We start from the raw sequence: 20,007 nt of genomic DNA, 5'->3' as shown, positions 1-20,007 counted from the left end.
GTAGCTTAGACTTGACAACCAAATATTAAAAAACCCCTCGGCCACAGCCGAGGGGTCTTTTTGTGTGGTGTTAAGATGAGGGCGAACGATGGGACTTGAACCCACGAATGGTGGAACCACAATCCACTGCCTTAACCACTTGGCTACGCTCGCCATTCCAGTTTCTAACTATAGCATAATTTTCCGGTTTGATCCACTGAGCCAAAAATTACCCCGGAACTCAGGAGCCAGCAGGCGTAGTCTTAACCATAAAGATAAGTCGTAGGCGTACCATGAAGGGTTTGCAGGTTGTTCAAACAATTGGGACAGTCGTCCTAGCTGGGCTAGGCGTGGCAATGGCTATGACTAATCCAAGCCAGGCTGAGTATGAAGAGTTTGCCTTACAGCAGCTGACGGTGTATTTAAAAGACAATGTTTGTGCAAAAGCGTCAGAAGATTTCGGTGGCTTTTTGAAGCGTCAATGTAATTTACTGGTAGAAACTGGAAGTCCGCAAGTTAAGCAACTTATTGCTGAAACTACAGAAAGGCATAATTTTATTTTCTTTAGTATTTACCGCACGGATTTATCGGTGAGTTCGTTTTTGCCGTCTTATCATTTTGAGTCGGTGGGAGTTTTTAAGAATATTTATATCTACCAAGCCCAAAAACAATAAAGCGATCGCTACTTCCTTTTTCAGCCACACCGCGTCACCCCTCCCCCAGATGGTCAAAGAGGAGGGCGCGAAGAAAAAGACTGACTTTGTCCTCGTTATTAGTCACAGGCTAATAAGGTGAATGCCTTATGTGAAGCGGAACTTCCCATAACCGATTCTCAGCTGACGGGGTGACAGACCGTCAGCTGAGGGACTTCATTGATGCTCTACTCCAAGAACAAGACAATAAAAACCCGTCCTAGAAGGACGGGGCTTGCATCCCATTATTTTCGGTCATTTTGAACAGAATTTACAACAGCTGGCTGAGGCAGAATTTTTTCATACAAATTAAGTAAAAGTGTTTCCTTGAGTTCCCAATCAAATACTTCCTGCACTCGCTTTCGTCCCGCTTGTCCCATGCGAATTCTAACTTGTGGTTCAGCTAAACGAATCATCGCCTTAGCTAAATCGCTTACTGTCTGTTCGGGATTTTCAGCAGCAACTTTAATCCCAGTTTCCTCAGTCACTTGTACCGCTGGCCCTCCCAAATTTAAGCAAATTACTGGACGACCTGCCGCCATCATTTCCGCACATACAAAACCCCCAGATTCGTGTAAGCTGGAGTGAACGAGAACGTGACTCTGCCCAATTTTAGACAGTGTTTCTTGGCGCGGCAAAGCTCCCCAGAAGCGGATTTTATCCCCAATTCCCAGCGAGTGCGCTAATGCTTCTAATCGTTGCCGTTCCCCTCCATCTCCGACTATCCAGTATTCGGCTTCGGGGATGTGGTTGAGAGCGATCGCAAAAGCGCGAATTCCCAAATCTACGCCTTTCCAATGTATCAGGCGACCAACACTAATAAACCGTACTGGACTACCATCAGGTAGGTCATATTGTGCCAAAGTATTAATTTCTTCTTTAGACAAACCCACTTGCGAAGCGATTTGGACATTTTTTACCCCAAGCGATCGCAACCGTTCCGCAGTCTCATGCGTAGTTGCTAAACCCACCCTACTCCGAAGAGCCGTCAGCCGCACAAACGGATCGCACTCACCCACAGATTGAGCTAAATTTCGCAGCACTTCATAAACCTGGCCACGCCGACTAAAATCTTTCCAGAAAGCCTTTGGTGCAGCTTCCGCGCCTCCCACAGGCCCCCAAATAAAAGGTACTGGAAGCAACGCTAAGAAACTCGGCGACCAGTGCTTAACATAAGTAACGTGACGCACTATGTCAAAGCAAATCTCTTGATGCAGTCGTCTTGCCAAAAAATAAGCTTGAATTTGCCAAAGGTAGTAGTGAAGTTGCACCAACCCTTGCTTATTTCGCCAATCCTCAGTCCAGTTGAAGGGGTCGAAGTAAACAAAATGCAAATTTTGCACCGGGTTGCGTTCTAATTCTGCCTCAATAGCTCGACGAAAACCAATACGAGTCAACACCCAAACTTTGTGATCATTTGCTACGTGTCGCACCGTATTCCAACCTACTCCTTCCTCAGAGCCACAACCAGGCTCACAAGCATAAGCGGACAAAAGGATTTTCATAGGTTTTTCATCTCTTGATATTAGCAACTTTCTATTTATATAGTTCCCATTTATTTTTCTAAAATACTCATTTCCCCTATAATTTCGTTTCCATGCTGAGCCTGGGAACGAAATTATAGAGGCTCCGCCTCATTCAATGGCGGCCCCAGCCAATCATTTTTTTTCTATTACATTTATTGCCACTTCTGCCATTTCTTTTGCTGCCGCCTCTGGAGTATATTGTGCTATCATCTGCTGCGATTTTTTACCCATTGAGGCAGTTAAATCTGGATTATCTATAAAACGGCGCATACCTTCAGTAATTTCGTCCGGTTTCAGAGGATCGAATAGATAACCATTTTCCCCTTCCACAATCATTTCGTAAGCGCCTGCACCCTTAGAACACAAAACAGGTTTGCCAAACACCATCGCCTCAAGCACCACCATACCCCAGACATCTTCATAGGTAGGAAATACGAAAACATCTGCATACTGAAAGTATGCTCCAAGCTGTCCGTATTCAACCCATCCCGTCCAGGTTACGCGCTCTGCTAAACCCCTATTTTTAACAAAAACTTCCAGTTCCTCTCGTTGCGCTCCATCCCCAATAATCAGCAGCGAATAATTAGAGTATCCCTGACTTTGCAGAAGCGAACACGCCTCTAACAGGGATTTTATCCCTTTCCTAGAAATTACTTGTCCGACAAATAGAAAAACCGGACGTTTTAACTGTAACTCACTTTGCTTAGCAGCTTCAAGCCGTTCCCGCAAAGCTTGCGTATCTGGCACCAAATAAGTTTTAGTAAAAATTATATTTTCATCGGCTCCAATCGCTTCTTGAAGATATTTCTTGCCGTCATGGCTGTTAGCAATAAAAGCATCTGTAAACCGAACCATTAACCGACGAGCGAAGGAACGAAATTTAGAATCTTGAAAGTTAGTATTGGGTGAACTGCCATCGTAAATAATTACAACTTTCCAACCTCCCAAAGGTTTGAAAAGTAGAGCCAATACAGTCCAAATAGAGAAAGCACTGGCAAAAACTACATGAGGCTTAAATTTAAGTAACTCATTTACAATCTTTGGTGAAGCCACCATGAAGCCGCGACCATAGCCACTTGATACTTGAGTTGCTTCTACAAACTTAAATTTTCCTACAAGTTTAACCGCAGAAGATCCCGGAGCTTCCGGATCAAATTTAGGCCAAAGGCAACCAGTATAAAAAATTGTATTTTTACATATTTTCGTGAGTTCGTACAAAACTGGCCGCCAATAAGAGCCAAATTCAACTGATGGGACTACTATTGCGATGCGGAGATTATCCATATTTAATTCCTTATTCTCAACTTTTATACCAATGTGTCTCATCTTTGTAAAAATGCCTTACGACTAAAGTCAACTGCAAATAAACTAAGCCGTAGCTTAGCAGGCTATAAAGACCGTCTGCGCGGTCTTTATAGCCACACCATCCGAGGATGCCGCTACTTTCATGTTCCTTCCTGTCGCCGCTTTCCGAAGCTTGAAAAAAGTAATTTTCTATACGGTAGCAACCAAAAAATAGGCCATAAAATACCTGCATGGCGCTGAGCAAATAACTGCCGTTCTTTGAAGGTAAAATTCTTCGGTTGTTCTGCTTTCTGCCATCGTTCGCGGATAGGCAAATTCGAGTCCATCCAATTAGCATACAAAGGGTTTCCTGAACACGTTCCAATGTAGCCTGGAGCTAACCAAACTGTATATCCTTTTTGTTTTGCTCTTAACCCATAATCAAAGTCTCCGGCATAATGTCTAAAGTCAGGATCTAAATTTCCTATTGTTTGATAAATTTCTCTAGGAATTAGGACACAATTGCCGTGCATGGTGTCGCAGCGCGTAGGTTCTTCACCTGGTTCTAGCCAGCGAAACTTGAAGGGATGCCACCATGTATTGCGCTCCACGCCTCCATAAGAAACTGTATTTGTCTCTGGATCGCGAGTCGCTCCTGTGACAATTATTGGCGAATAACCTTGCTCAGCTAAACGCTGCGATGTTGCCAGCATTTTACTCAAAGCATCGACATAAATCAGGGTGTCATCATTAAGCCAAAGATGATAATTATGGTTGTGCTTGATGGCTTCAGAAAATGCCATCCGCATTCCCCCGTTCCAGAATAAATTGCCATCTCCCGGAATTATTTTTACTTGAGGATAAGTATGGCTTACAGCTTGTGCTGTGCCGTCGGTGCTGCCATCATCTACCAAATAAACGCAAAGCTCAACGTCAGCTGGCAATACCTGGTTAAAAAGTGCCTCTAGACTTGCCAAAGTTTTAGGCTTGCGGTTATAGCAAGTTATCAGAATTGCTATGCTTGTTCCCATTACTTGTTTATCTCGTTGAAATTAATACTAGCGCTGTAAGAGAGCGATTGCATATTTTTTTCTTATATTTATTTTATAACTAAACTGATACCTTGAAAATTTTTCTGAAATAAAAAAAATATAAATCTTTAATGAACCTTTTCATTAAGCTATCTAAAAAACACTAAACTTAGTATATACACTTTATGCAGAATTGAACCATGAGTACAACAATGAAATTAAATTTAGGCTCTTTTGATCGCATTTTTCCAGGCTGGATCAATACCGATATTACCCCTCACATTTTTGTTACAAAAATACCCTTTTTGGCAGATGTGATGTTTAGCTTGAGAAAGTTAGATAAAGAGCGTTACGACGAGCATAAAAAAGGCATTTTTCGACAGTTAACTTATCTCGATCTAACCAAGAAGTTTCCTTGGGCTGATAACAGCGTGGATGCTGCCTATACCTCGCACGTACTTGAGCATTTGTATCTTGATGGAGCGCTAAATTGCATTTCGGAAGTCTATCGCGTTCTCAAGCCGGGTGGAATATTTCGGATTGCCGTTCCCGACCTCGATCAATTAATTAAGAGTTACGATTCTAACTGTCCAGAAGTCTTTTTAACGGAGTTTTTAGAGGCGACACAGACACTAGAGAAAAATCGCCATCACTGGCACTATAACGAAAATTCATTGCGGAAGATTCTCCAAGAAGCAGGTTTTCGGGAAGTTGTTAGACGTGAGTATCGAGAAAGTAAAATTTCAGGTATTGCTGAAAAAGAAGAACGCCCAGAATCTTTGTTTATGGAATGTGTTAAGTAAAGATTCAGTAGAGACACGGCGGTGCCGTGTCTCTAGCGCTATGGAACATAAGTAGATGGAAAAAGAGGCATAAGATGATAAAGACCTGTATAACTTTGAAAACCTGTATTTAAACCTACATAATAGGACGGCAAAATAAGATTAGCTAAAGCAATATAAAACAACATTTTGAATCCCGGAAACTTTTTTTCCTCTCCTAGCAGGATAGCCAATGCAATCAGCATTCCAAAGAAGCCATAACCGACGTTTCTGCTGGTATCTACAATCAAAAACATTGTAGATATGGGAAATGCAATAATACTTGCTATGGCAGCTACCAAAAGTGTCTCGCCCTGTCGCCAAAGTATCCAGAGAATATACAAAGTAATAACCCAAAGTAGTTTATAGGAGAAGAAGAATCCGGCTAATCCCATCAGTGGATTTTCTGCCAAATACTGCAAAGCTGTCTTATTCTCCAGTATCAAGTGTGCCTTAACTGGACTATCCAGAGAAAATCCACTACCCGCAAACCAAATAAAACAGTAAATTGGGACTAAAGATAAAGCTGTTAATACTTCTCGTCTGGGGAAACAAAAGATAACAATTGGGATAAAGACAAAGGCACTAGCTTCATGCGTTGCTAAGGCAAGAGCAAGTGTTCCCAATCTTCCTTGACGACTCATTGGTATGCAAGCAGGAAGCAATATCAGGATAAAAAATAGCTGATCTACATAACCAGGAAATTGATAATTAAACATCACGTAACTGCTGGTTGCTATCGATACGTAATATAAAAATTGTCTTTTGTAATTTGGATATTTATTGTCTATGTTTAATATTTTGGATTCTATAAATGTTAATGATAAGAATATTAAAACGTAAGTACAAAGCAGCGAAAAAATATAATATAGCAAAGGGCCGCTCATGTGAATAAAGTTAGCGATCGCCAGCATGAGCAGCCGTCTATAATACCAGTCTGCGTTTTGACTAAAAGGCTCCAAACTCCTGATAGCATACTCTAAACCCATTACTGCTGTGCCTAAAGGATATCTGAAAGGAAGGATAAGTAAGGATAAAATTAGGAAGATGCTTAAGGATGCGATCGCTCTCCTTTTAAATCCAGCATTAAACAGGAAAAAACGCGACTTTATAATCGACATTAAAATTGGCATAGCAACTACTAAAGTGGCTATAAAAAACAGCATCCCTTTGATAGGGATAATGCCATAAGTAGTAGTAATCTCTGCTAATTGCTGCGGTGCAGTTTTGGCTAAAATCTCTGGAGAAATCACCCCAGGATTGAACCGGCTCAAGATTGCTTGGACATTTGTAAAAACCCAATCTTGGGGGAGACGGTTTAAAATAGCTTCAACAGCTATAAGTATCCTATTTCTCGGAGCATTCGCTACTGCATATAGCGTAACTACTGCTATCCAAAAAATCACTGGAGGAATAATGCTTTTATCCTTCAGGGAATCAAATAACACATAATGTATGTATTTTTCTGAGCGCTTTAGCATTTTCCCAATCTCCTAATAATTACATTATAAAAATCAGAATGTAGGCAGCTTTTTCTCTGCATAATCTGTACTTAGAGTGGTTCGTTTTCCTGCCAATTTTGAAAAAGTAAACAAACCAATCCGGTTATACAACCCCACGCACTATTTTTAAAAACCGCCTACCATACCCTTTTATTTTCTCAACATTATCCTGTTTGGCTAAACTTTCCTTCTCTACATCTGGCCCTGGCGTTAAAGTAGTAAAAGCTTTATCAATGAGTGTTGCCAAATGTTCAGCATTACTTCGCTCAAAAAAGTGAGAACCTGGGGGGTTTTGCTCCAAGTGAACTGGAAAATCCGAGAGTAACATAGGTTTACCAAGAGAACGTGCATCCTCTACAACCGTACTCCACCCCTCAAATAAGGAAGGTTGAATTACCGCTAAACATCTTCTCATTAGCTGAATTTGATCTACGCGAGGAATCAATCCCAAAAGGCGCACTTGCTCCCCTATCCCTAAATCTTTAATTCTCGCCAATAGCTGATTGTAATAATCAGGATTGCGGTAGTCGGTAGCACTTCCCGTACAGACAACTGTAGGCGTAATACCCTGTTTTTTCAGCAACCCTAACGCTTCAATTACCACAGCATGATCTTTATGTTTCCAGAATTGATTGCTGACTAAGAAGAACTTATCTGGAAGTTGATATTTTTTTTGAGTTGTTTTGGGATCTAACTCAAACCATTCGGGTTCGGGACAACTTACAAAATTCATCACAACGCTTCGAGAAGCAGCATCAGGATAGAGATGTTTAAAATCTTGCTGCGCCATCTGACTACTTAGTACAATAACCGGAGCCGCACTCGCAATTTGTTGATGATCTTTGTTGCGTTGCTCGATTTCTTCTGGCGAGAAAAGGTTGGGTAAGTGATAGTGTTGAAAATCAGGAATCCAACCTCCCCATTGATAAGGTGTGCGGGTTCCAGCTATGGCGGGGTAGAGAAAGTCAATTTTTTGAGGATTTAGCAGATTCAGAGGAATAAAAGAAACCTTTTCAGCTAAAACATTACAAGCTTTGAGATAGGCACGCTGCAACTTAGAAGTAGCATAAATATGGTTAACATAACCGCGTGCAGGTTCTATCAAATTTAGGTCTTTATCGTGAACGGCTACGGTTAGTTTGAGATTAGCTTTTTCTTCAGGGGGTAAAGTTGCGATCGCACGCGCTAAATTCTGAATATATAGCACTCCCCCCAGCCAACCAGAGCCACCCACCATGTTGAGGCAAATATGTATATTTTTCACCATCCTAAAATCTCAGCGCGACACCATTGAACGTACACATTTACACCCCTTTCTATAGTTACTTCAGGGGTAAATCCAAGTTTGGTAAGCTTGCTCATATCTGCTTGCCAATTTATCGGCGTTCCCACCGGAGTAACATTATCAAATTCAACTGGAACATATTCCCCAAGTTTCGCTAACATTAACTCGGCTAGTTCTTTAATCGTTGTTTCGACACCATTAGCTAGGTTATAAACCTCAGCTTCACAATCAGCTTTTTCAGCCAAAATGTGAATTGCTCTTGCTACATCTCTCCCATGAATAAAATCGCGGCTTTCGTTTCCGGTTCCCCTTAATTTCAGTGCAGATTGTGTCAAAGCTTTCTGACACATATCCCAAAGAACTTGCCGCCTTAATCCCGGGCCATAGCCTGAAAAAATACGTACTATCGCAGTAGGTAAGTTATAAACTTTGAAAAATTCTGTACAAAGCTGCTCGGACATCATCTTATGAAAACCATAAGGTGAAATTGGCTTCAGGCTTTGGCTTTCCTGAATTGGTAATATTTCGGGATTTCCGTAGACAGCAGCACTAGAAAGATAGATTAAACGGCATTTTGGAGCGTAAAGACGCAAGCTATCAAGTAGGTTGAAAGTAACAGAAACGCTGTTACTAAAATCTGCCGATGGATCTGTAATTGAAAGTTCAACTGACGCTCGTCCAGCACAGTGAATACAAATTTCTGGTTGCAACTCTTGAATAATGTTTGCTAAATCAGCAGAAGGCAAACTTATTTGTTGATAGCGAAACAAATCTTGCCTGGGTGCATTCTCAGGAGGACGGTTTCCTATCCCAACAACGCTCCAACCAGTTTCGGCAAATTGACGAGCAACATATCGCCCGATAAATCCTGTTACACCTGTAATTAAAACAGTTTTCATAAGCAGTATATTACTCAAGATCGCCTAAAGTTTTACTAACAGCAATTATTGGCATTCTTGTAGTGGGACATTTCTTCTTGAGAATTTCTAAATACTCCGCCTCACTGGGAAGATATTTATCGCTATCTTCGGGATAATCTTTAGCTTTTACCCAAGTTTGAGACTGCATATCAAATCTTTTGACGATTCTAGAAGGATTTCCTACAACTACACTGCACGGAGGAATATCGCAGTTTACAACACTTCCAGCTCCAATAATCGAACCATATCCCACCTTTACACCTTTTAAGAGAGTAGTATTTGCTCCTAACCAACAATTGGCTCCTAACTCTATTACGTCATCGCAGGTAGTTCCAGTAGCGATATAGGGCATAAAAGGAGTATCAAAAAGATGCCCGCTTCCCAAAATTCGACAGTCATTACTAATCATGGCGTAGTCACCAATTTTAATCAGACCTCCCGCAGTTAGAAAGTTTCTCCGTCCAATAAAACAGTTATCGCCTATGATGACAGAAACCTTTCCTGGTTCCCGTTTGTTAATCACAATTGTTGTATCCTGTCCGATGACAGAATTTTCACCAATTTTTACGTTTCCCCAACCTAGTACATGAACAGATGGTTCAATATAAGTGTTTTTGCCAACATTCCGCCTTTTTGCGAAATAAGCTTTAAAGTTACCCCCCAACCATTTGAGTCTGTCTATTTGGGAATCTGAGAGTTTTGATACTATGAAGCTTTTTATGTTCTTCATACATTTTAAGGTTTGTTTTACTACTTAATTTTGATTGTTTGTAATATTTTTTTCTTTAATTTAGACATAAAGCCTACATTAAAGAATTTTTCTTGAATAAGATGATCTGCTTGGAAATCCTGAATCATGAATTGAGGATGTTTTAAGGGTAGATTTATTTCTTGTGTCTGCACGTTTGCTAAAGGATTATCGGTAAAAGTATGAGTAGCATTGGCTCCAAACCCGATATTAGTAACTAAGTTAACTTCTGGGCAAATTCTTAACCCATTTTGCATCCAACAAGCTAACAACCATTGATAATCCCAGCAGGATCTATCTGAAGATTCATATATTTCTTGGAAGAGTTTTTTCCAATATAAATAATACTTTGGTTCTCGCAGATAATTTTCTAGGAACTGAGCCTCTAAAAGTTGCGGAAATAGCTTAATATTGTAATCAAAAAATTTCCAGGCTCTCCGCCACGATGCCCAGCCCCAGTTACCGCCAAACTGGGAAAAATAATAACTTTGCAGAGGCGATCGCCATTCTCCTACAAGACTTGTACCAGCGATCGCCATCACCCTTTCGTCATCCCGGTACTTTGAGAGCAACTCTTCGCAGAACTGGAAAAAGGTCGGATGGGGTAAACAATCATCCTCAAAAATTATGGCTTCTTCGACTTGTTCAAAAACCCAAGTGATGCCTGTAGCTGGACGTAACCCACAGCCTAAGTTTACATCCGAATAATTCTTTAGAACCTCACAATCCCAATCTACCCTGTCAATAATTGCACGAGCCGCAGCACACTGTTCTGCTTCACCCGGCTTATCGGCACGAGGGCCATCAGCAACTACTAAAAGTTTAGGTGGTTTTGCCTGACGAATCGCTTCAAATACTTTTTCAGTAGTTTCAGGACGCTTAAAGATTAACAAAGCAACTGGAGTTTTCATAAATATTTGTCAGCAGTCATATTCTGCTTAAATTCGGTGTAATGTAGCATCATGCTAGAAGCGATCGCTGCTATTTCAGCTAAAGGAGTCTGAAGCGAAACGTAGCGGTATCTAAAAGCAGCTAGTCTTGCATCTGCCTCCTGGTAGAGAATATCTTGCGCCAAATTTCCCCACCGATCCTCTGGCATCAAGTCAAGCGTCATGCCAGCATGGCCAGAAGGTAGCAGCATATTCGAGCCATGTACACCAATTACCAAACGGCTTTCGGCATAAATTTGGCATATTTCCCTTTCTGTTTCTGCATTAAACTTGTCTACCCGCAAATCTTCGATCCAGTCGGGAAATTGAGTTTTTCTACCCAATCCTGCGATCGCAAACTTTGCCTTCGGAACGCGATCGCGTATCTTTGAAAATAGTTTCTGCACCCGCGCATTTTGAAGCTTGAGGGCAATATCAAGCATTTTCAGCTTTCTCAGACTTGTTGATAGCAGCGCATTGCACCATATCCGATCGTCACGCCAGATAAACGTTATTCTAGGCGGATATTTATCAAAGTTATACTGGGGAACTCTGGTAAATTTGCTAATGTCAAAATGACTCGGATGGGAATGTGCCTTGCTGACGTAAATATCATCAAAACGTTGGCATTCTTCAGATACAAATCGGTTAAAGTTTGGATAGTAGCATTGCCCCTGCTTTAAAGATATATTTACCGTCCATATTTCTGCAACTCCCTCCGGAACCATCCATCTGAGAAATTTCGGTACAATAACAATTAAGCCATAATCAGGATAATTATCTAAATGTCTTTGGGCATTTAATAGTTTTAAGAAACTATGCCCATAAAGATAATCAATACAGTTTAAAATTAGGACGCGCTGATGGTATTTAAAAACTTCTTTGGATATTTCTACTTTCTCCTCTTGAGGATTTTGTAGAGATACGAGCAGCTTTTCTCCTAACCAATATTTACAAAACTCATGACCATAAACTTCATGTTTTCCTAAATCAACTTGGTAAGGAAAACTAACAGCGTGACCAACCTCTAAGTCCTCAACAATTTTTGTATGGCAACTAACACACTTAGATTCAACGCAGACGTGCATCCCTTGCCACAGAATATTTAGAGGCTTAAGCGGTGCTTCGCAATGGGGACAGGTAGATGGGTGCTGAATGTTCGGTTTAATTTCAATCATCGCACTACCTCTAAAATTCTATTTACAGCTTTATATAGGTTGCAAGAGCGGAGAATAAACTTACCGACTGGCTTTAAATCCGGAATTATGAAATTAAGCAATACAGCGACAACAAAGTAAGTTATTAAAGTTGCTACAGTTGCGCCTATTGCACCATACTTAGGAATTAAATACCAGTTTAAAATTATATTCAATGAGGCCCCTGTAAAAGTTAAATATAGTTCGTTGTGAGCTTTGCCTTCAATCATAATAAAAGCATTTCTGGCAACTCCGAAGCCACTGCCAAACTGCGCCCACACATAGATTGATAATACTGTGGCTGAAGCAGCGTAATTATCGCCGTATAGAAAATGAACAACATAATTAGAAAATAGAGAAACTGGAATTGCTACCACTAGCCATAAAATTAAAGTTAAATCAAAGTAGGCCTGAAATTTTTTGATGTATTCGCTCTCTCCTTGAGCCTTGGCTTCAGTGAGCTTGGGAAAAAAAGATATTTGCATGATAGATGGGATGAAATCAAATATCTGCGATATCTTAACTGCGGCGGCGTAAAGGCCCAATTGCACTGTTTGGTTAAACGAACCGAGCATGATCTGATCGATTGTGGAATATACATAAATTGCAATTCCCGACACAATCAAAGGCCAACTTTCTGTGAGTAATTTTTTAGCACGCGGGAGACTGCTGCGCCACGCTTTTAAATCCTGTCCGCTTGTTTGATAAACCATCACCAACCCCACCGCAGCTAAGGCAAGTTCTCCAAACCTCGCCCAGGCAAATGCAATTAGGGGTGCCTGCATTTGAATTAAGGCAATTCTGAGAGCGCAAACAAGTATATAAGCGCTATTTTTAACAACAACTGTATATTTAGATTGAACTTGCGACCGAAACCAGAGGTCGATAGTCTCGAAAGCTTGAAAAATTGTTCCAGCAGCGATAATTCCTACCAGCCAATGAGTTAAATTATCTTGGGGCTGTAGCAGAGAAATTGCGCCAAAAGCCAACAAAGTTGTTACAGCACCGCCGGAAAGCTTTAGTGCTAGGGAAGTGCCAAGTGTCTCATTTTTGCTATCTGGGTGACGCACAATGTCGCGCACCACAATGGTATCTAAGCCCAGATTGGCAATTGGCCCCAAGAGTGCGACGAATGCGATCGCATAATTAAATAACCCAAATTGCTCAGGGCCAAGGTAGCGAGCAACCCAAATTCCTACTATTAGGCTCAAGCCCATCTGGAGGATTTTGTCAGCAAACAGCCAACCTATGTTGCTGACAACCTTCCTTAAACCAGGACTAAACTTTTGACTTACTAAAGTCAGCTTATCTAACATCACAATTTTTCAATATTCTAGGGAATAAAAAGTCGCGCTACATAGTTCATGTAGCAAATGCTATAAAAATCCAGTTATTTAGCTTTAGCACCTTGCAAAACTTTTCTCACAAATTGAGCGGTCTGCATCAATTTCGGCTGCTCCCATAAATACTGCAATAAATCCGTCTTTAGTTTGGACGCCGGAGAATATTCTTTGTACATTGAAGGAATCAAGCGATATTTCATCCCGTTGTATGCAGCATATTCTACAGCAGTAGGAGAAGAGGCATTGCGGCTGCCAAATTCATACACCGCTGGCAGATAATGCGCGGTGAGAGACTTTCTAGAATACTTAGGATTAATTGTTTCCAAAGAACCGTGAATGGTTCTGGAGTTCCAGAAAAGTACATCTCCTTTATTCAAAGCTGGTGCATTAATCTCATCTTTATGAGAATTGATATAACCCTTTAATTTTTCTAAATAGAAACGATTAGAAAGCTTCTCATCTTCTGTTAATTCAAAATCCACTAGATGAGATTTTGGCAAAACATAGAATCTACCAGCTTCTTCGTGAATATCTTCTAAGGCAAACCAACCAGCCAGTAAATGACCATTTGGCATAGAGTCTAAGTAGTACCAATCCTGATGGGCTGGGGTAGCAGTGTTCATATCGAACAACATAGTTTGCATTAAATTATGTTCCTCAATACCCGTTAATTCAGTTAATGCTTCCCTAACTTGCTGCAAACAAAAAATTTTTCTAGCTGATTCAGTAAATGTTGAATGTTTTGGGTAATCGTGAACATCGCGAAAAGATTCTTCGGAATATCCATAATCATTAATTTTATTAGGTTGCCAGCGGTTACTTGACTGCCTAAAAAAGGGAGAACTTGATGTAATAACCTGGGACGCATATTCGTTTAAAAGGTTATCAATTATGTTTTGAGGAATGAGATTTCTAAAAATATAGTATCCATTAGCTTGATAATAGTCTCTTGGTCTATCCATAAATAAATCCTCCAAAAGCTGCTATTTTCCTATTAATTTAATCGTATGTTATTAAATTATTAGGCAAATGTCTTACGTAATTACGCTGAAATTAAATTATTAGACAAATGTCCTACGTAATTATGCTGAAAAAATATTTTCTACCCTTTCTCGTTGCCAGCCTCTGACTGGGAATGCCTGTTATGAGGCTCATGCTCCTGCGTGGCTTTCTTCAAGAGGAGGAGGCGCACTAGCGAAGCGGTTCTTGCAGTCTGGGATGTTCATTACGACTTTCCGTTGTAGAGTCCAGGCACAATCGAACTGTCGCTAAAACATAAAACATCCAAGCATAGGTAATTGACATCAAGCCCGTTTCTGTTATGTTTGTCATCACTGCCCACGTAGTAAGTAGAAGGGGCATGACTAATTCAACGTCTGTACTGCGTTTCATGTACTTTACTGATAACGCAATATTAGTAAGAAAAGAAAGGAAAAATAGACCTAATCCTACTAAACCTAAATCTACGGTAAGGTCTAAAAAGCCATTGTGAGAATGCTCAGGCTTAAATTGGGTTTTCACTACTAGGATGTCAGCAGCAGGGTCGGCTTCTCCTCTCCAAGATTGCCAAAATCCTAAGTATCCATAACCCAGTATTGGATTTTCTTTGATACGCTCGATTACCAGGGGCCAGAAGTCCATACGTCCGGTTAATGACAAATCTTTCCCCAGAGTATCTACAATAATAAATTTTGCATTTTGCGTTACCAAAATAGTCAGACAAATCCCCAGAGCCATGAAAAAGATAATGCAGGCGAAAGCTAATCTAGGTGGCAATTTTTTTATAAACCGGACAATTACTAATACACCTACCAATAAAACCATTAAAACTTTACCCATACCGCTGTTTGAGCGTTGGAGAGAATAAAGAGCTAAAGCAGCAAATCCCAAAGATTGCATCTTAGTCTTGGGCTTGCGGACTGACTGCAAATAAAACATGATCGCAGTCAGAGCCATCAAGAAGCCAAAAGCGTTGCCGTGGGGCAAAATTCCCTGCCAGCCTTTAGAAGTTACTCCGATTGACGGTCTGAATAAAGCGTAAAATACACTCAGTACAAGTATAATTTGGTTGGTCAACAGTAATAATTCAAACAGTTCTTTCCACTTATACTGTTTTCCAACATAAATACAAAAAACAGTGGTTCCTAAAAAAACCATACTGGCTTTTAATGTATATACTGGGGTTCCTGACCAAGCAGCAGACAGGCATAAAAGTAACATTAAAAGACAGAAATAGGGATTTTTTAATATAATTTTTGAATATACAAAGATAATATCTTTAAGGGTGTGCCTTAGCCGGGAAAATATAATAAACAAGCCGACCACATAGATTCCTATTTGTAAAAGGAGAGAAAAAAGCTTTTTGCCTTCGAGATACAAAGCTCTAGGGTGTATTTTATCAAAACCACTTAACGTTACCCCAGCGATCGCAAATATCACCAGCATAATAAAAACTTTTTCTAAAGTGGCCGAAAAAGTTTTATTATTACTAGCATTGCTAAATAATAATAAAATATAAATAACCACCATGCTTAGAATAATGAGGAGAAGTAAAGGCTCTGAGGTTATAGTATTCATACCTATTTTATTGGTTAAAAGAACCTGCTAAATTTTCCCTGTCAGAATATAAATACCTGAAAGATAAATTTACGGTATATTAAATTTATTACATCTGCAAATTTCTTGCCAGCTAAAAAAATTATAATCAGCTTAATAAACCCATAGAATACTGACCGGGGATAGGTTGCAGTAATTTATCAGTAAATTTACATAAGAGATTAAGTAAAAAATATTAGCCTTGGCAGTTTATTGAAAGTCAAGCTTAAATTAATAAGGATAAAGCAAGTAGGTTGTGTATGGTCGATGTAGGTTTTTCTAAACAACTCACCCGTGGTTGTGCGAGTTTAATGTGGGCAACACTTACCATTTCTTCCCAATCTCTAACATACGCGCAAGTACCCGGTTTTCAGCCAAATGCACCATTAGCACAACCTAATGCCAGCCCCGTGCCAGCTGGTGCAGCTTATACATTAGGTGGGGGCGATCGCCTCCGCATTGATATCTTCGAGGTTCCTCAGTTTAGCGGCGAGTACACAGTTCTAGCAGATGGCACAATCTACCTACCCCTGATTGGCACTATACCTGTCGAAGGGCGAACCGTAGAACAGGCGGCTAATGTCATTTCCTCTAAATACTTTCGCTTCCTCAAACGTCCCATCATTACAATGAGCGTTCTGTCTCCGCGTCCCGCAAATATTCGCGTGGGGGGAGAAGTAAACCGTCCCGGAGGCTTCACAATTCCCCTGACAGCAGGAGTTGGAACCGTACCTGGGCTGCAATATCCTTCTGTAACCCAGGCAATTGAGTTGGCGGAAGGAGTTACCCTAGCCGCCGATCTTCGTCGGGTTCAGGTACGCCGCAAAACAGCGTCAGGTAAAGATCAAGTCATCACTCTTAACCTTTGGGAACTGGCGCAAACTGGCGACAGGCGGCAAGATTTAAATTTACGAGATGGAGACTCAATTTATGTACCCACAGCCACTACCGTCAACCTAGCAGAAACACGCCAATTAGCCACTACTCGGTTTGCACCACCTCTAGAGAAACCCCGCACCGTTGCTGTCGTAGGCGAAGTTAACCGCCCTGGATCTTATGTCGTCATCGGCGGAAAAACAACATTAGAACAAAGAACGCTGGGAATTCCCAGCGTGACGCGGGCTATCGATTTGGCTGGCGGCATTAAGCCATTGGCTGATGTGCGCCGCGTCCAACTACGTCGGCTCACAAAATCTGGAACTGAACAACTCATCGATATAAATTTGTGGCAACTATTGCAGACAGGAGATGTGAGCCAAGATGCGATTTTGCAAGATGGAGATACCATTGTTGTTCCCACTGCAACAGTAGTCAACCCGACAGAAGTAACAGAATTAGCAACCACTAGCTTTTCTCCCAGTATTATTAAAGTTAGTGTGGTAGGAGAAGTTAAAAAACCTGGAGTCGTGGAGGTTGCACCCAACACAACCTTGAATCAAGCCTTGCTAACTGCGGGAGGATTTAACGATGCTAGAGCGGATCGCAAGGCTGTCGATCTGATTCGTCTCAATCCTGACGGCACGGTGTCGAAAAGCAAAGTCAAAATTGATTTAGCCCAAGGAATCAATGAGCAAAATAATCCACTCCTACGCGAAAACGACATTATTGTAGTCAGCCGTTCTGGTAGCGCTAAAACTGGTGATAGCGTGAGAACATTTTTAGAACCCATTGAGAAAGTTTTCACTTTCTTTAACATTTTTAGTCTCTTCGGAATCTTGGATAGGCAGTAATTTTGGTGTTTCGGGTGCGTCTTCTTTTTGGTTTTATGTAGCTAACCTTTCTCTAATTGTTAAATGGATACCGAACACGATTCACAGGCGTTTTTTAATAGGCGTAATGGCGGAGGAAACCAGCCGCAATCATTGCCGGGACAGCTCACTGTCCAACCTGACGACGGTGATGAGCAGAAGTTAGATTTAGCGTGGCTGTTAGGAGTTGTGCGTCGCCGCTTGCCAATTATGGCAGGGGTAGCAATTGTATTGACTGCCATCTCTGGAAGCACGATCGTTTTGAAGTCGAAAAGTATTGTTCCAGAGTATGAAGGGTCGTTTCGGATTTTAGTTGAGCCTGTCACCGCTGAAGACAGATTGGCAAAGCAATTTTTATCCTCTCAAACAAATAATGCAGATATCCAAAAAATTGAAGTAGAAAAATCTAGTTTATTGGATTATGAGACTCAGATTAGGGTTTTGCTTAGTAGCAAATTGATGGAGCCAGTAATCAAGGATATGCAAAAAAAATATCCTGATATTAACTATAACTCTATGATTAATAAGCTATTAATATTTAGAGTTAATTATGAGAAAGATGGGACGCAATATGGAACAAAGATTTTAGAAGTTAGTTATCGAGATAAAGATCCCAAAAAAGTAAATTTCATATTGGATAAACTCTCTCGAAATTATCTTAAGTACAGCCAACAAGAGCGCCTGTCAAGTCTAAAACAGGGACTGGATTTTCTTAATCAGCAGCTCCCACAGCTACGGGGGCAAGTTGATACACTGCAAGGACAGCTGCAAAAATTGCGGCAGCAGTACAATGTGAGCGATCCGGAACAAGCAGACACTATGCTGTTTCAGCAAGCTCTGGCTCTGGAGAAAGATCGATTAGATACTCAAGTACAATTGGCGGAAACTCGAGCGTTTTACGCTACTCTGCAAAAACAGTTGAGAGAAGGGAATCCTACCGGAGTTTTAGCTACAGATTCCAAGACATATGAAACCTTAATTGGAAAGCTACAGGGGCTAGAAACTGAGATTGCGTCAATGTCTCCCCAATTCCGTGAAGACAGCCCACCTATTCAGGTTTTAAGGGAAAGGCAACAAAATATACAAAATTTGTTGCGTCAACAAGCCGAAGGAATTCTGAAAAAAGTTGCTGGGCAACTTGAAGGATTGGAAAATCGCTACCAAACGATTGCTCAAACTGAAAGGCAGGTAAAGCAAAAACTTCAACAATTGCCAGATGTTTCCCGACAGTATGGAGATTTACAGCGGAAATTAGAAGTCGCGACGCAGAATTTAAAGGAGTTTTTAGCCAAACGCGAAGCATTGAGGCTAGATGCTGCCCAGCAGGAAGTGCCTTGGGAATTGATTGAAAATCCTCAGCTACGAGTTGATGAAGAGGGCAACCTGCTATCAGTTGCTACGAAACAAACTAAAAAACAGTTAGCGATCGCAATCGTTTTGAGTGCGCTTCTTAGCATCGGGCTGGGTTTCCTGATAGAAGCTCTCAATACAGTATTCCACACCCCTGAAGATGTAAAAGGTGAAACTAAACTACCGATACTTGGGGTAATTCCTTTCGCCAAAGAACTCAAAAAACCTCCTAAGAAACAAAAGGAATTTGCTTCTTTACCGGAGGTAGGTAGTTTAAATGAAAGTTTGGGCGGCAATCTTGTTAATAATGGCAATGGCAGAGCTTCCTTGAATTTTTACACCGATTCCCCATTCTTGGAAGCATTTCGCTCTCTGTATACAAATATTCGCTTAATTAGTGCCAATAGACCGATTACTTCGTTGGCAGTTAGTTCAGCTGTACCCGGAGATGGCAAGTCTACTGTGGCGATTAACCTGGCGTTGGCAGCAGCAGCAATTGGTCAACGGGTATTATTAGTAGACGCAGATTTGCGCCGTCCGAGTTTGCATAGTCGCTTGAATTTACCCAACGTGCGTGGATTAGGGGATGTCATCGCTACAGACTTGAGTATTAATGATGCCATTGGGCGATCGCCCTCAGATAAGAACCTCTTCGTGTTAACCGCAGGTCAAAATTCCTCAGACCCGATAAAGTTGCTCTCGTCAGATAAAATGCAGTATCTCATCGAGCAATTTCAAGCCCGTTTTGACTTAGTTATCTACGACTCGCCTCCCCTAGTCGGTCTTGCAGATAGCAACATTCTGGCTGCTAATACAGATGGGACTGTGCTGGTTGTGGGAATTGACAAAACAGACCGTACTATGCTGATGAAAGCACTAGATGGATTAAAAATCTCTGGTGGCTCTGTCTTGGGTATAGTTGCCAATGGCTTGAAAGGTTATACGGCTCCCGCGTATCCTTCTTATAGCCGCACTGGAAAAAATTAAAAACTAAAAATTAAAAATAAAAAGGGAAATAGTTCTTTTTTTATGTTTAATTTGGCATTTTTAATTCTTTG

16 protein-coding genes and 1 tRNA gene are annotated in these 20,007 nt (G+C 41.0%); 4 read left to right on the top strand and 13 right to left on the bottom strand.

Annotated features, from left to right (window positions below):
- Positions 1-80: 80 nt before the first annotated feature.
- Positions 81-153, bottom strand: a tRNA-His gene (locus tag H6F74_RS22025).
- Between the two features lie 119 nt (positions 154-272).
- Here H6F74_RS22025 and H6F74_RS22020 point away from each other — a divergent pair.
- A complete protein-coding gene (locus H6F74_RS22020) occupies positions 273-653 on the top strand; it encodes a DUF4359 domain-containing protein (protein ID WP_190444291.1) in 381 nt (126 codons plus the stop codon).
- 263 nt (positions 654-916) lie between these two features.
- On the opposite strand, the gene H6F74_RS22015 is transcribed toward H6F74_RS22020, so the two are convergent.
- From H6F74_RS22015 to H6F74_RS22005, 3 genes are all read right to left on the bottom strand, one after another.
- Entirely contained in the window at positions 917-2,176 is a 1,260-nt protein-coding gene (locus H6F74_RS22015) for a glycosyltransferase family 4 protein (protein ID WP_190444290.1), read from the bottom strand.
- 153 nt (positions 2,177-2,329) lie between these two features.
- A complete protein-coding gene (locus H6F74_RS22010; protein ID WP_190444289.1) occupies positions 2,330-3,481 on the bottom strand; it encodes a glycosyltransferase family 4 protein in 1,152 nt (383 codons plus the stop codon).
- A 161-nt stretch (positions 3,482-3,642) separates the two neighbouring features.
- Entirely contained in the window at positions 3,643-4,512 is an 870-nt protein-coding gene (locus tag H6F74_RS22005) for a glycosyltransferase family 2 protein (protein ID WP_190444288.1), read from the bottom strand.
- A 200-nt stretch (positions 4,513-4,712) separates the two neighbouring features.
- Between H6F74_RS22005 and H6F74_RS22000 the strand changes: the two genes are divergently transcribed.
- On the top strand, positions 4,713-5,315 hold the full coding sequence (locus H6F74_RS22000; RefSeq protein ID WP_190444287.1) for a methyltransferase domain-containing protein: 603 nt from the start codon (positions 4,713-4,715) through the stop codon (positions 5,313-5,315).
- A 38-nt stretch (positions 5,316-5,353) separates the two neighbouring features.
- Here the strand turns inward: H6F74_RS22000 and H6F74_RS21995 are convergent, their stop codons facing one another.
- The 9 genes from H6F74_RS21995 to H6F74_RS21955 form a co-directional block, all read right to left on the bottom strand.
- Positions 5,354-6,814, bottom strand: coding sequence for a hypothetical protein (locus H6F74_RS21995; protein ID WP_190444286.1), 1,461 nt, complete (start codon positions 6,812-6,814; stop codon positions 5,354-5,356).
- A 124-nt stretch (positions 6,815-6,938) separates the two neighbouring features.
- Positions 6,939-8,102, bottom strand: coding sequence for a glycosyltransferase family 1 protein (locus tag H6F74_RS21990; protein WP_190444285.1), 1,164 nt, complete (start codon positions 8,100-8,102; stop codon positions 6,939-6,941).
- Complete coding sequence (locus tag H6F74_RS21985; RefSeq protein WP_190444284.1) at positions 8,096-9,019, bottom strand: NAD-dependent epimerase/dehydratase family protein; 924 nt, start codon at positions 9,017-9,019, stop codon at positions 8,096-8,098. The genes H6F74_RS21990 and H6F74_RS21985 overlap by 7 nt, the downstream gene beginning before the upstream one ends.
- Before the next feature lie 10 nt (positions 9,020-9,029).
- On the bottom strand, positions 9,030-9,770 hold the full coding sequence (locus H6F74_RS21980) for an acyltransferase (RefSeq protein ID WP_190444283.1): 741 nt from the start codon (positions 9,768-9,770) through the stop codon (positions 9,030-9,032).
- A 20-nt stretch (positions 9,771-9,790) separates the two neighbouring features.
- Entirely contained in the window at positions 9,791-10,699 is a 909-nt protein-coding gene (locus tag H6F74_RS21975) for a glycosyltransferase family 2 protein (RefSeq protein WP_190444282.1), read from the bottom strand.
- Positions 10,696-11,895, bottom strand: coding sequence for a hypothetical protein (locus H6F74_RS21970; protein ID WP_190444281.1), 1,200 nt, complete (start codon positions 11,893-11,895; stop codon positions 10,696-10,698). Before H6F74_RS21970 ends, H6F74_RS21975 begins: the two co-directional genes overlap by 4 nt.
- Positions 11,892-13,229: a flippase gene (locus H6F74_RS21965; protein ID WP_190444280.1), complete on the bottom strand. Its 1,338-nt coding sequence runs from the start codon at positions 13,227-13,229 to the stop codon at positions 11,892-11,894. The genes H6F74_RS21970 and H6F74_RS21965 overlap by 4 nt, the downstream gene beginning before the upstream one ends.
- A gap of 74 nt (positions 13,230-13,303) precedes the next feature.
- A complete protein-coding gene (locus H6F74_RS21960) occupies positions 13,304-14,218 on the bottom strand; it encodes a phytanoyl-CoA dioxygenase family protein (protein ID WP_190444279.1) in 915 nt (304 codons plus the stop codon).
- Positions 14,219-14,447: 229 nt separating this feature from the next.
- Positions 14,448-15,833, bottom strand: coding sequence for an O-antigen ligase family protein (locus H6F74_RS21955; RefSeq protein ID WP_190444278.1), 1,386 nt, complete (start codon positions 15,831-15,833; stop codon positions 14,448-14,450).
- 278 nt (positions 15,834-16,111) lie between these two features.
- Here H6F74_RS21955 and H6F74_RS21950 point away from each other — a divergent pair, with 278 nt between their 5' ends.
- Positions 16,112-17,581: an SLBB domain-containing protein gene (locus tag H6F74_RS21950; RefSeq protein WP_190444277.1), complete on the top strand. Its 1,470-nt coding sequence runs from the start codon at positions 16,112-16,114 to the stop codon at positions 17,579-17,581.
- Between the two features lie 63 nt (positions 17,582-17,644).
- Positions 17,645-19,936 (top strand): polysaccharide biosynthesis tyrosine autokinase, encoded by a 2,292-nt coding sequence (locus H6F74_RS21945; RefSeq protein WP_190444276.1) that lies wholly within the window; start codon positions 17,645-17,647, stop codon positions 19,934-19,936.
- The last annotated feature ends 71 nt before the right edge of the window (positions 19,937-20,007 follow it).

It is taken from the genome of Trichocoleus sp. FACHB-90 (assembly GCF_014695505.1).
Taxonomy (GTDB): Bacteria; Cyanobacteriota; Cyanobacteriia; order Cyanobacteriales; family FACHB-T130; genus Funiculus; species Funiculus sociatus.
This window is presented reverse-complemented; position numbering and strand designations above follow the sequence as displayed.